Below are 12,675 nucleotides of genomic sequence, written 5' to 3'. Positions count from 1 at the left end.
AGCTAAATTACTACGCTATAAAGTTGGCGCAGTTATTGCTCAATCAATCACAGAAAGCAAATTGAACAGAAGTTTAAAGTTGGTACGCAAATTGCTTTTATTTTTACAGTAACGGTCAGTTCTTTGAGTAGAGGTCAACATGGCTATTTCTTTTGACAATGCATTAGGTATCCACCAATACACGGTGGGCGTACGCGAGCGCAATGCTGAGGTGGTTTCCACCAATATTGCTCAAGCGAATACACCTGGATATAAGTCTAAAGGGATGGACTTTCAAAAGGCACTACAGGCGGCAACATCAGAGGCAAGTATTGGACTTAGCCGTACTGATAGTCGGCACATACCTGCCTCTACTCGGGTGACAGGCGAAGTGATGTATCGTCTTCCGACACAGCCTGACACCGGTGATGGCAATACGGTGGATGTGGATCTAGAACGTAACTTGTTTATGCAAAACCAAATCCGCCACCAAGCGTCGCTTGACTTCTTAGGAAGTAAATTCAAGAACTTAACGAAAGCTATAAAAGGGAGTAACTAGATGAGCTTATTTAATGTATTCAATGTAACTGGTTCTGCCATGAGCGCTGAATCTGTTCGTCTAAATACGACCTCGAGCAATTTGGCCAATGCTGACAGTATTTCGAGCTCTGCAAAAGATACTTATAAAGCGCGTCATGCGGTATTCGGTGCTGAGTTAAGTAAGGCAAAGTATGGCCGCGACCATACCGTGCCAGTGAAAGTGATGGGTATTGTCGAAAGTGATAAACCGCTGAGTGCGGAGTACAACCCAGAGCACCCTCTTGCAAATGACGAGGGCTACATATACAAGCCCAACGTCAATGTAATGGAAGAGATGGCGAATATGATCTCTGCTTCTCGTTCTTACCAAACGAATGTTCAAGTAGCAGATTCAAGTAAACAAATGCTGCTGCGTACGCTGCAGATGGGTCAATAGGAGATAGAGTATGGCCGGAGACATTAATAATGTTGGTCCAAGTAGCTTGTCTTATATTGATCAGCTTAAACAGCTTCAGGACAAGAATAAGCCAGATGAGACAACGGGTAAGCAAAATCTTAAACAAGAAGATTTCTTATCGCTACTCACTAAGCAACTTGCCCAGCAAGACCCATTTAAGCCGGTTAGTAATGACCAAATGATTGCGCAAATGGCGTCGTTCGCGACCGTTGATGGTATTGGCAAAATGAACAATCAGTTCGAAACGCTCAATGCATCAATGACCTCAAACCAAGCGCTGCAAGCGTCTTCATTAGTCGGACGTGATGTATTGGTTCCAGGCGCGGCAGGCGTGAAAAAAGATGACGGCAGTATGGCTGCCATGGTCAAGCTTCCACAGTCGGTTGATAACCTGATGGTGAGAATCGAAGACCAAATGGGTCAGTTAGTTCGTACTTTTGACGTTGGTTCTAAGCCACCAGGTGATAGCCGCGTTGAATGGGATGGAAAAGATCAAAACGGTAATCCATTGCCGGCTGGCAAATACAAGGTGAAAGCCGCGGGTTTGCTAGATGGAGCAGCGAAAGAGTTTGAGGTTTCGACCTATGCAAACGTCAATAGCGTCCTGTTAGGTAAAGGCGATGGTAACGTACTACTCAATCTGGCTGGCTTCGAGTCGCCAGTTCGACTTGCTGAAGTACTAGAAGTTGGCAAAGCGTAGCTCGTCATAAACTAGATATGCTAGCTAGATAGGAGATTTTGGAATGTCATATGTTGCATTAAGCGGTCTGTCCGCTGCTCAGTTAGATCTGAACACAACCAGTAACAACATTGCGAACGCGAACACATTCGGCTTTAAAGAGTCTCGTGCGGAGTTTGGCGATGTTTACTCGAACTCACTTTTTACTCATGCGAAGACAACTCCGGGGCAAGGTGTACAAGCGGCCCAAGTTGCTCAGCAATTCCATGAGGGGTCGAGTATTTATACCAACAACCCGATGGACTTACGTATCTCTGGTACAGGCTTTTTTGCCGTCGCCAAAGACAAACTCACCCCTACGTCCAATGAGTTAACTCGAAACGGTGCATTTCACCTCAATAAAGATAACTACATGGTAACGGCAAATGATGAGTTTTTGCTTGGCTATCAGGTAAACCCAGATACAGGGGACGTGCTTTCGTATGAACCGTCACCAATCAACATTCCAAAAGAGTTCGGTAAACCAAAACAGACCTCGAACATCGAGGTTGGGGTTAACCTGCCAGCAGGTGGGGACCTAAAAGATCCCACATTGTTTGATTATTCCGACCCTGAAACGTACAACCGTTCTACGTCATCAACAATTTATGACTCTATGGGACAGTCGTACAAGATGACGACCTACTATCTCAAAGATCAGACTCAAGCAAACACTTGGCAGACGTACTATACCGTAACGGATAGTGCTGGTGAGAAACCTTTGAATATCGTTGGTGGTGATGCGACGGCGCCAACGGGGCATGTGGGCCACACAATGAGGTTCAATAACGACGGTACGCTAGCAAGCTTGAATAATGGGCAGAATATTGTCTCTGAGCAGTTAGGTGCGGGTGCAAACCCAATTGATCTGAACGGTGCAGATATCACACAGACCCTGTCGTTTGGCCTTGATAGCGCGACTCAGTTTGCTGCGCCATTTGAGTTGACCAAGTTTGATGAAGACGGTGCGACAACGGGCTTCTTAACTAAAGTTGACTTTGATGAAAATGGTAGCGTCCTTGGTACTTACTCTAATGGTGAAGCGATCACTTTAGGTCGTGTTGGCATGGTACGAGTGGCTAACGAGCAAGGTCTAGACAAAAAAGGTGGAACCCAATGGGATTCAACTCAAATGTCTGGAGCCAAAATTTGGGGTGAATCGAACAAGGGATCATTCGGTACCATTAACAGTGGTACGCTTGAGCAGTCTAACATCGATATGACTCAAGAGTTGGTAGACTTGATCTCTGCTCAACGTAACTTCCAAGCAAACTCTCGTTCGTTAGAAGTGCACAACCAAACACAACAAAACATCCTGCAGATTCGCTAATTATTATCGCGAGTAATACGTCGCAGTAAATAGAAAGCTGGTGGCAAACATCAGCTTTCTATTGTTGCCGCCAATGGCAACATACCTTCCTTTCATCTTCATGAATACTTGCCGCATTGTCACTAAGTCTCTGATATATAAAGTTAACAAAAGCTGGCACATCTATTGCTTGTATCACTATGAATAGTGATTTTTGGAGCAAATTATGGATCGTGCACTGTTTCTAGCAATGAGCGGCGCCAAGCAAAACATGCAAGCGTTGCAGCTTAGAGCCAACAACTTAGCGAACGTCAGTACCACGGGTTTCCGTGCTGATTTGGCGCAAGCTCGCTCTATGCAGGCGTATGGCGAAGGTCTTCCGAGCCGTGTATTTAGCATGACAGAGCGTCCAGGCCATAATTTTCAACAAGGCAGTGTCATCACCACCGGTCGTGATCTCGATGTCACAATTCAAGGTGAGGGATGGATTGCCGTGATGGATAAGACGGGGAAAGAGGGTCTTACACGTAATGGTAACTTCACTATTGATGCTAACGGCCTATTGACTAACGGTAACGGTAACTTAGTGCTGGGCGAAACGGGGGCTCCGATTACCTTACCGATTCCAATCAGCAAAGTGGAGATCGGCAACGACGGTACTATTTCTGTTGTGCCACAAGGTGCTCCGGCCGATGCGATTGAAGTTGTCGACCGCATCAAGTTAACCCGCAACAATAATCAATCACTATTCAAAGATATCAATGGCTTATTCCGCGCCAAAGATCCTAATGCGGCATACGAAGCAGATGCCGGTGTCAAACTGCTCACAGGGGCAATTGAAGGCAGTAATGTCAACGCCATTGGCGAAATGACGAGCCTGATTGACTTGCAACGTCAGTTTGAAATGCAAGTGAAAATGATGAGCACAGCAGAAGAGATGGACAAAGCGTCGAACTCTTTGCTTCGTATGAGCTAATAGATTTTTAGGAGAAGGTTATGCATCCGGCATTGTGGGTTAGTAAAACGGGCTTAGACGCCCAGCAAACCAATATTTCAACGATTTCAAACAACTTAGCGAACGCCTCGACGATCGGTTTCAAAAAAAGCCGCGCTGTGTTTGAAGATCTGTTTTATCAAAATATCAATCAGCCAGGTGGTCAATCATCGCAAAATACCGAGCTACCAACGGGCTTAATGTTAGGTGCGGGATCTAAAGTAGTTGCGACACAAAAAGTCCACACACAAGGCAACACTCAAACGACCAATAACAGCCTCGATATGATGATTGAAGGTGACGGTTTTTTCCAAATTTTGATGCCCGATGGCAATATCGGTTACACACGTAATGGTCAGTTTACCGTCAACGATGAAGGTGTCGTGGTCACGTCAGGGGCGGGGTATTCCCTTGAACCAGAGATTGCCATTCCAGACGATGCCATCAGCATCACCGTTGGTAATGATGGTGAAGTCTCAGTACGAGTTCGTGGACAGCAAGATAACCAAGTTGTCGGTCAGATTGCCACTGTAGATTTCATTAACCCGGGCGGTTTAGAGCCTATCGGGCAGAACTTGTACCTACCAACAGGCGCTAGTGGCGACCCACAAGAAGGTGTACCTGGCTTTGACGGTTTTGGTGAGGTCAGACAATCCATGCTAGAGACGTCAAATGTAAATGTCACTGAAGAGTTAGTGAATATGATCGAAGCGCAACGTGTCTACGAAATGAACTCTAAAGTCATCTCAGCCGTCGACAAAATGATGAGCTTTGTCAACCAACAGCTATAACGCAAATACGGGGATAATGTTATGAACAGATTACTTGCGTTAGTACTAGTTGCGGTGATGTCGGGTTGTTCCATGCTTGAGCCGCCGATTGAGACTCCGGATATCGTTCAAGGTACAACGAATGTTGATGCGGTTGAAGGCGATAAGTCAGACCAAGATGATACGGGGATGATTGACGCCTTACGCGGCCGGACCGATCCCGTTCCCGGTGACCCTGCCTGGGCGCCGATTCACCCCAAACACCAACCTGAACATTATGCGGCAGAAACAGGTTCACTGTTTAATACTGCCAGTACCAGTAGTTTGTATGATGATTATAAGCCGCGTGGTATTGGCGATATTATTACCGTGACTTTGGACGAACAGACCAAAGCGGCCAAAAGTTCGGACGCGGATCTGTCAAAAAACAACGATGCTTCTATGGACCCACTGGAAGTCGGCGGACAGCAACTTAACTTGGGCGACTACAATTTCTCGTACAACTTGAGTAACGACAATCAATTTAGTGGTAGTGCTGCGGCAAATCAAAGTAACAGTATTTCAGGCTCCATCACGGTCGAAGTGATTGAAGTTTTGGGTAACGGTAACCTAGTGATTCGCGGGGAGAAATGGCTAACCTTAAACACCGGGGATGAATACATTCGCCTTAGTGGCACAATTCGTCCTGATGATATTGATTATGAAAACACCATTGCGTCTACCCGTATTTCTAACGCAAGAATTCAGTATTCTGGCTCTGGTACACAACAAGATATGCAAGAGCCGGGCTTCTTGGCACGATTCTTTAATGTCTCTCTATAACGCCCTGTGATGCCGCTTTTTTGGCGCGCAGTGAAACACGGCCAAGGTTAGAGAATAGGTAAGATTATGAAAAAGTGTTTGCTCCTTATTACAAGTTGGTTGCTTATCGCCACTTCCGTGCAGGCTGCGAGAATTAAAGATGTTGCGCAGATCGCCGGAGTACGTAGTAACCAATTGGTCGGCTACGGCTTAGTTACTGGTCTGCCGGGAACCGGCGAGAGTACACCTTTTACTGATCAAAGCTTTAATGCCATGTTGCAAAAATTCGGCATTCAATTGCCACCAGGTACTAAGCCTAAAACAAAGAACGTGGCGGCCGTGATTGTAACAGCAGAATTACCGGCATTTTCTAAGCAAGGCCAGACTATCGATGTCACCGTTTCGTCTGTCGGTGCTGCCAAAAGCTTACGTGGCGGCACCTTAATGCAAACAATGCTTAAAGGTCTCGATGGGCAAATCTATGCCGTCGCGCAAGGCAACCTTGTGGTGAGTGGCTTTAGTGCGACTGGCGCTGATGGTTCCAAGATTGTGGGTAATAACCCAACGGCAGGGATGATTTCTAATGGTGCGATTGTCGAACGAGAAATCCCAACCCCATTTGGCCGTGGTGATTACATTACGTTCAATTTACTCGACTCTGATTTTACCACCGCTCAACGCATGGCGGATGCAGTGAACAACTTCCTTGGTCCACAGATGGCCTCAGCGGTCGATGCGACGTCAGTGAAAGTGCGCGCACCGCGTGACGTGACCCAGCGCGTGGCTTTTCTCTCAGCGATAGAGAATCTAGAGTTTAATCCTGCCGATGGCGCAGCAAAAATTATTGTTAACTCACGTACAGGCACCATCGTGGTGGGTAAACATGTTCGACTTAAACCTGCAGCGGTCACTCATGGCGGTATGACGGTCGCCATTAAAGAGAACTTAAATGTCAGCCAACCGAATGCGTTTGGCGGCGGTGAGACGGTTGTGGTTCCAGATACCGAGATCGAAGTGACAGAAGAGCAAGGGAAAATGTTCAAGTTTGAGCCCGGTTTGACTTTGGACGACCTAGTGCGTGCTGTCAATGAGGTGGGTGCTGCACCTTCAGACTTAATGGCGATTTTGCAAGCATTAAAGCAAGCGGGCGCGATTGAAGGACAATTGATTGTTATCTAAGGAACAATAAGATGATAAACAATGGTAACGATATTGGATTTATCCATGACATTTCAAGCTTAGATAAGTTGCGTAAGCAAGCCGTTAATGATGAAGACGGCGGTGAACAGGCGGCACTAAACGCCGCGGCTAAGCAGTTTGAAGCGATTTTTACTTCGATGTTGTTTAAATCGATGCGCGACGCTAACTCGACATTTGAGTCAGGGTTGATGGACAGTCAGAATCAGCAGTTTTATCGTCAGATGATGGATGAGCAGATGTCGTCTGAACTTAGTGCATCGGGATCACTTGGCCTGGCTGATATGATCGTTGCTCAACTGACTTCGGGTAATATTGAAAATGAGAACGCTAACAGCCGCAATACTAACTTTGAAGCTTTAATGGGGAAAGTTGATGCGGTTCGTGATGAAAGAGTGCGCACGACCACAGTAAGCCAGTCAGAGCCGGTTCAGTCGTCTCGCTTTGACTCACCGGAGTCTTTCGTTGCCTCAATGAAGCCTTACGCCGAAAAAGCGGCGCGTGCACTTGGCGTTGATTCTTCTTTGCTGTTGGCACAGGCGGCATTAGAAACGGGTTGGGGGCAGAAAGTGCTCAATAATTCACGTGGTAGCAGCAATAATCTATTCAACATTAAGGCGGATAGAAGCTGGAATGGCGATAAGGTAGCAACACAAACACTAGAATACCATCAAGGGGTTCCGGTTAAAGAGAGTGCCGCGTTTCGTTCATACGCTAACTACGAAGAGAGCTTTAATGATTATGTGCGTTTCCTCAACAAAAATCCACGTTACACCACGGCGCTGCGCCACGGTGGAAATGATGAACAATTTATTCGCGGTATTCATCAGGCGGGGTACGCCACTGATCCCGCTTATGCGGATAAAGTATTAAGTGTCAAAGCGCGTATCGATCAAATGTAATCAAACTCACCTGCAGGTGAGTTTGTTTTTATCCCCCATTATTACCTCCACCTCGCGGTTATCCTGCTCACCTCTTTAACCGACTAATCGGTATTCTTTTACTCTCTGGCATACATTTTGCTTTTATCTATTTAGATACTCAGCTAACGCTGATTTTTAAAGGGTTATTGGGGGCAATATGGCGTCTGATCTACTGAATCTTGGTGCGCAAAGCGTATTAACGGCTCAGAGACAACTAAACACCACCGGTCATAACATCTCTAATGTAAATACAGAGGGTTATAGCCGCCAGTCGGTGATACAAGGCACAAATATGCCGCGCCAATACGGTGGGGAAACCTATGGTATGGGTGTCCATGTGGAAAAAGTTCGCCGCTCATGGGATCAATTTGCCGTTAACGAGTTAAATGTCTCGACCACCAGTTACGCCAATAAAGTCGATAATGAAGAGAATCTAGAAATGTTGTCTAACATGCTCTCTTCGGTTGCATCGAAAAAAATTCCTGAAAACCTCAACGAATGGTTCGATGGCGTGAAGTCGTTGGCCGATAGTCCTAACGATGTTGGTGCGCGTAAAGTAGTACTAGAGAAAGCCGATCTCATTACCCAAAACCTTAATGACTTTCACGAAACGATTCGTCGTCAGTCGGATGTGGCTAACAAAAAACTCGATTTAGGTATCGAGCGAGTGAATCAACTTGCGGTCGAAATTCGTGATTTACACCGTTTGATGATGCGTACGCCAGGGCCGCACAACGACCTGATGGATACACATGAAAAACTGATCGCCGAACTGTCTGAGTACACTAAAGTCACGGTCACGCCGCGTAAAAACGCCGAAGGGTTTAATGTCCATATTGGTAACGGTCACACCTTAGTATCGGGGACAGAAGCCAGTGAACTGAAAATGATTGACGGTTACCCTGATGTTCATCAACGCCGACTGGCAATGATCGAAGGCAAGGGCATTAAATCCATTACCACCAAAGACATTGACGGAAAAATTGGTGCGATGCTCGCCATGCGCGATGAAAAAATTCCACAATTAATGGATGAGCTTGGCAAGTTGGCAACCTCATTCTCGTACGAAGTGAATAAACTGCAATCGCAAGGTCTGGATTTGCGCGGCAACCTTGGTAGCTTGATATTTACCGACGTTAACTCAGATATTGTTGCTAAGTCGCGAGTGGTGACCCCATCCAATTCTAATGCCGATTTAGCGGTTTATATTGAAGATACCAGTCAGTTAGTCGGTGGTGAGTACTCATTGCAATACAACGATGGTGACTATTACATCACTCGCCCTTCCGGTGAACAGTTTGTCGCGTCGGTTGTCAATGATGCCATCACTTTGGATGGGATTCGAATCGAGATCAACAAAGATTTACAAGCCGGTGAACGGGTGCTATTACGCCCGACTCGAAGTGGCGCCGCACAAATGAAGATGGCAACCGATGATCCGACCAAGATTGCGGCTCAAAGCTTCGAGGCTTCTACGACGTTTGCTCAAGGTAGTGCAAAGTTCACGATGATGGCCGCTGGCGATGTGCGTGAATTCGAAGTCGTGATCTCACCGAAAGGAACTGAGTTTGCTGTAACCGATACCCGTGGCAATCTTTTACTTGGCCCTCAGGCTTACCCTCCTAAAGGTCTGGTAGATGTCCAAGGGACAGTGTTTGAATTAACTGATGGCGCGTTGCCGAACGATAAGTTTACGGCAAACCTTGTCCCATCAGAAGGTGACAACGGCAACTTAAGAAAAATGCTTAACATCCAGACAGATAAAAAGCTAAACGATGGTGAATCAACCATTTTAGATGTTTACCACAATTTAAATACCGACGTTGGTCTACAAATGTCAACGGCTTCACGCCTGACCGATGTCTCCAGGCTAGAGAAAGAGGCGGCACAAGAGCGAGTCGCCTCTATTGCCGGGGTTAACCTTGATGAAGAAGCGGCCAACATGATGAAGTTTCAGCAAGCGTATATGGCCTCTTCACGGATCATGCAGGCGGCCAACGACACCTTTAACACCATCTTGGCGTTGAGATAGGAGGCATAAGTGATGAATCGTATTTCGAGCTTCCATAATTATCAATCGGTGCAGAATGACTTCCGTCGCCAAGAGGCAAAAGTGCACCACAACCAAGCTCAACTTGCGTCAGGAAAAAAACTGATGAAGGCGAGTGACGATCCGCTGGCCACCCATTACATTCAAAATATTGGTCAGCAAAAAGAGCAACTACGCCAATTTACTGATGCGATTGTGTTGACTCGTAACCGCTTAGAGCACCATGAAGTGATTATTTCCAATGCGGAACAGTACACCGATGAAGCCAAGCGTACGGTCATGGAGATGATCAATGGGTCACTATCTCCAGAAGACCGCTTAGCCAAACGACGTGAAATTCAAGAATTGGCGGCTAACTTTCTTAACTTGGTCAATGTTCAAGATGAGTCAGGTAACTATATCTTTGCCGGAACCAAGCCGAAGAATCAGCCCTTCTTTAAAGATAAAGATGGCGGTGTGGTTTATGCCGGTGATGACTACCAGCGCAAAATGAAGATTTCCAATAGCCTTGAGATGCCAATTAACGACCCTGGTAGCAAGCTATTTATGGAGATCGATAATCCGTTTGGTGATTTTGAACCCAATTACAATTTGAACGAAGCTTCAGAGTTACTGCTTGAGCGGGCGATTAATCTTAACCCTGATGATAACTCAACGTATAAGGTCACTTTTGTTGACATGCCTGATGGCAAATATGGCTACCAACTTGAAAGAGATGGTTCAGTGGTTAAAGCTGACACGTTTGATCCCGGTAAAGGAATCAAATATGAAGATGTCACCATTCAGGTGAAAGGGCAGATCAGTAAAGGGGATGAAATATCCCTCGAGCCACGCCGCAGTTACAGTATCTTTGAAACCTTTAATGAAGCAATGAAGCTCTCGCAAGGGTCGGTATCGGATGCCTCGAATACCGCCAAGTTACACCAGATAACACAAGAGCTTCATTCCGCATTTATCCACCTTAACAAAGCGCGTACTGATGTTGGTGCACGATTGAATACTTTAGATATTCAAGAAGAGCAGCACGATGATTTCAAAATGACGTTAACCAAGTCGAAAAGCAATTTTGAAGATCTCGATTATGCCGAAGCCATCATTGAGTTTAATGAAAATTCACGAGCTTTGCAGGCATCGCAACAGGCGTTTGGCAAAACCAAAGACCTAACACTATTTAACTATATCTAAGCTCATTGCCTTACGTGCTATGCCGTAAGTGCGAGGTTAGAGAACTGTCTGAGTCAGCAGTGGCAAGGCAGTGGCAACAAAGCGGCAATCGGGTTGCCGCTCAGCATGAACACAAAGCGTTCAATCTGAATAGAACCTGAGCGATATATTTAAGTAACTAATATTTATGGAAATAATATTTTTATTGTTGGTTTCTTAAAACTGGCACACAACTTGAATTGGTTAGTGCAGAGTTAAACAAACAGGTTTTAAGTAGGAGTATTCCTACTTAGCAAGGCATTTACGGTCAGTGCTTCCAAATGAGACTAAGCTGGCCGCTTCGCAAGCACTTGCGAACTCAATAGGAGAGCAAACTATGACCATTAATGTAAACACGAACGTGTCAGCGATGACCGCTCAACGTTACCTGAATAAAGCGACCGGTGATCTTAATACTTCAATGGAGCGTTTGTCTTCGGGTCAAAAGATTAACAGTGCAAAAGATGATGCTGCAGGTCTGCAAATTTCTAACCGTTTGACCGCTCAGTCTCGTGGCTTAGATGTCGCGATGCGCAATGCCAACGATGGTATCTCCATCGCGCAAACGGCGGAAGGGGCGATGAATGAGTCAACATCGATTCTACAACGTATCCGCGACCTATCATTACAGTCTGCTAACGGCACCAACTCGGCGTCAGAGCGTCAAGCTTTACACGAAGAAGTGGCCGCGTTACAAGACGAATTGAACCGTATCGCTGAAACAACGTCATTCGGTGGCCGTAAGCTACTTAACGGCTCATTTGGTGAAGCGTCATTCCAGATTGGTGCCAGTTCAGGTGAGGCAATCATCATGGGCTTGACCAGTGTACGTGCCGATGAGCCACGTATGGGGGGCCAAAGCTTCATTTCTGACCCTGAGAAAGGAAAAGATAAAGACTGGGGAGTCCCTGCGGCGGCGAAAGACCTTAAGTTTGAATTCACGACCAAAGCTGGCGAAGCGATTACCTTAGATATTCTTGCCAAAGAAGGGGATGATATTGAAGAGGTGGCAACCTACATCAATGGTCAAAGTGATAAGCTCACCGCATCAGTTGACGAAAATGGCAGACTGCAGATTTTTGCCGCAGAACCTGATCTAGAAGGCGATCTTAATATCTCGGGTGGTCTGGCTTCAGAGCTTGGTCTTGTCGGTGGCCCAGGAGTGAAAAGCACGGTACAAAGTATTGATGTTCGCTCTGCGGGTGGCGCGCAAAATGCAGTAGGTATTGTTGATGCAGCGCTGCAGTATGTTGATTCACAACGTGCGGATCTAGGTGCGAAGCAAAACCGTTTGAGTCACAGTATCAATAACTTGGCTAACATCCAAGAAAACGTCGAGGCATCGAACAGTCGAATTCGCGATACCGATTTCGCCAAAGAAACGACAGCGATGACCAAAGCACAAATTCTGCAACAAGCAGGTACGTCAATACTTGCTCAAGCAAAACAGTTGCCAAACTCTGCAATGTCATTATTGCAGTAGTGGTCAAGTACTTCACTAGTAGTAGCCTAGACGTAGGGTTAGTGGAGGTTTGACGGCAAACATAAGTGATAAGGTTTTGGGGTTCTCTCTCACACCTACTCCATCACTGGAAACACTTATGTAGCAGGCGGCCAGGCTTTGATCATTTCTCTCGATCTCCAAAGGCTTGGCTACCAAAATAGCCCCGGTTCTCTCAAAGGAAAAGGGGCTTTTTCTTTTTGGTTTCACAATACCCACATCAAGTTATATCC

At 46.1% G+C, this 12,675-nt stretch carries 12 protein-coding genes; all 12 read left to right on the top strand.

Annotated features, from left to right (window positions below; translation table 11 throughout):
• The first annotated feature begins 139 nt into the window (after positions 1-139).
• The 12 genes from flgB (at position 140) to ViNHUV68_RS10480 (ending at position 12,424) form a co-directional block, all read left to right on the top strand.
• The gene (gene flgB, locus ViNHUV68_RS10535) at positions 140-538 is read left to right on the top strand and encodes a flagellar basal body rod protein FlgB (protein ID WP_038175538.1); all 399 of its coding nucleotides are present in this window, start codon (positions 140-142) and stop codon (positions 536-538) included.
• Positions 539-955 (top strand): flagellar basal body rod protein FlgC, encoded by a 417-nt coding sequence (gene flgC / locus ViNHUV68_RS10530; RefSeq protein ID WP_038175539.1) that lies wholly within the window; start codon positions 539-541, stop codon positions 953-955.
• Positions 956-965: 10 nt separating this feature from the next.
• Positions 966-1,676: a flagellar hook assembly protein FlgD gene (gene flgD, locus ViNHUV68_RS10525; protein WP_038175540.1), complete on the top strand. Its 711-nt coding sequence runs from the start codon at positions 966-968 to the stop codon at positions 1,674-1,676.
• Positions 1,677-1,719: 43 nt separating this feature from the next.
• Positions 1,720-3,024, top strand: coding sequence for a flagellar hook protein FlgE (gene flgE, locus ViNHUV68_RS10520; RefSeq protein WP_038175541.1), 1,305 nt, complete (start codon positions 1,720-1,722; stop codon positions 3,022-3,024).
• Positions 3,025-3,229: 205 nt separating this feature from the next.
• Positions 3,230-3,979 (top strand): flagellar basal-body rod protein FlgF, encoded by a 750-nt coding sequence (gene flgF, locus ViNHUV68_RS10515; protein WP_038175542.1) that lies wholly within the window; start codon positions 3,230-3,232, stop codon positions 3,977-3,979.
• Between the two features lie 20 nt (positions 3,980-3,999).
• Entirely contained in the window at positions 4,000-4,788 is a 789-nt protein-coding gene (gene flgG, locus ViNHUV68_RS10510) for a flagellar basal-body rod protein FlgG (RefSeq protein WP_038175543.1), read from the top strand.
• Between the two features lie 21 nt (positions 4,789-4,809).
• Positions 4,810-5,589 carry a flagellar basal body L-ring protein FlgH gene (gene flgH / locus ViNHUV68_RS10505; protein ID WP_038175544.1) on the top strand — a complete coding sequence of 260 codons (780 nt, stop codon included), beginning with the start codon at positions 4,810-4,812 and terminating at the stop codon, positions 5,587-5,589.
• Positions 5,590-5,655: 66 nt separating this feature from the next.
• Entirely contained in the window at positions 5,656-6,747 is a 1,092-nt protein-coding gene (locus tag ViNHUV68_RS10500) for a flagellar basal body P-ring protein FlgI (protein ID WP_038175545.1), read from the top strand.
• A gap of 11 nt (positions 6,748-6,758) precedes the next feature.
• On the top strand, positions 6,759-7,667 hold the full coding sequence (gene flgJ / locus ViNHUV68_RS10495) for a flagellar assembly peptidoglycan hydrolase FlgJ (RefSeq protein ID WP_391087990.1): 909 nt from the start codon (positions 6,759-6,761) through the stop codon (positions 7,665-7,667).
• A gap of 178 nt (positions 7,668-7,845) precedes the next feature.
• Positions 7,846-9,720, top strand: coding sequence for a flagellar hook-associated protein FlgK (gene flgK, locus ViNHUV68_RS10490; RefSeq protein WP_391087988.1), 1,875 nt, complete (start codon positions 7,846-7,848; stop codon positions 9,718-9,720).
• A gap of 9 nt (positions 9,721-9,729) precedes the next feature.
• Complete coding sequence (gene flgL, locus ViNHUV68_RS10485; protein ID WP_391087985.1) at positions 9,730-10,923, top strand: flagellar hook-associated protein FlgL; 1,194 nt, start codon at positions 9,730-9,732, stop codon at positions 10,921-10,923.
• Between the two features lie 355 nt (positions 10,924-11,278).
• Entirely contained in the window at positions 11,279-12,424 is a 1,146-nt protein-coding gene (locus ViNHUV68_RS10480) for a flagellin (protein WP_038175551.1), read from the top strand.
• Positions 12,425-12,675 lie beyond the last annotated feature (251 nt).

The organism is Vibrio sp. NH-UV-68, from assembly GCF_042940635.1.
Lineage (GTDB): Bacteria > Pseudomonadota > Gammaproteobacteria > Enterobacterales > Vibrionaceae > Vibrio > Vibrio pacinii.
Note: the sequence above shows the minus strand (reverse complement) of the source record. Positions and strands in the feature narration are given on the sequence as shown.

Bases quoted from the DNA above. Each gene is read 5' to 3' on its own strand.
- flgB (WP_038175538.1), top strand. From the start codon at position 140: ATGGCTATTTCTTTTGACAATGCATTAGGTATCCACCAATACACGGTG.
- flgC (WP_038175539.1), top strand. From the start codon at position 539: ATGAGCTTATTTAATGTATTCAATGTAACTGGTTCTGCCATGAGCGCT.
- flgD (WP_038175540.1), top strand. From the start codon at position 966: ATGGCCGGAGACATTAATAATGTTGGTCCAAGTAGCTTGTCTTATATT.
- flgE (WP_038175541.1), top strand. From the start codon at position 1,720: ATGTCATATGTTGCATTAAGCGGTCTGTCCGCTGCTCAGTTAGATCTG.
- flgF (WP_038175542.1), top strand. From the start codon at position 3,230: ATGGATCGTGCACTGTTTCTAGCAATGAGCGGCGCCAAGCAAAACATG.
- flgG (WP_038175543.1), top strand. From the start codon at position 4,000: ATGCATCCGGCATTGTGGGTTAGTAAAACGGGCTTAGACGCCCAGCAA.
- flgH (WP_038175544.1), top strand. From the start codon at position 4,810: ATGAACAGATTACTTGCGTTAGTACTAGTTGCGGTGATGTCGGGTTGT.
- ViNHUV68_RS10500 (WP_038175545.1), top strand. From the start codon at position 5,656: ATGAAAAAGTGTTTGCTCCTTATTACAAGTTGGTTGCTTATCGCCACT.
- flgJ (WP_391087990.1), top strand. From the start codon at position 6,759: ATGATAAACAATGGTAACGATATTGGATTTATCCATGACATTTCAAGC.
- flgK (WP_391087988.1), top strand. From the start codon at position 7,846: ATGGCGTCTGATCTACTGAATCTTGGTGCGCAAAGCGTATTAACGGCT.
- ViNHUV68_RS10480 (WP_038175551.1), top strand. From the start codon at position 11,279: ATGACCATTAATGTAAACACGAACGTGTCAGCGATGACCGCTCAACGT.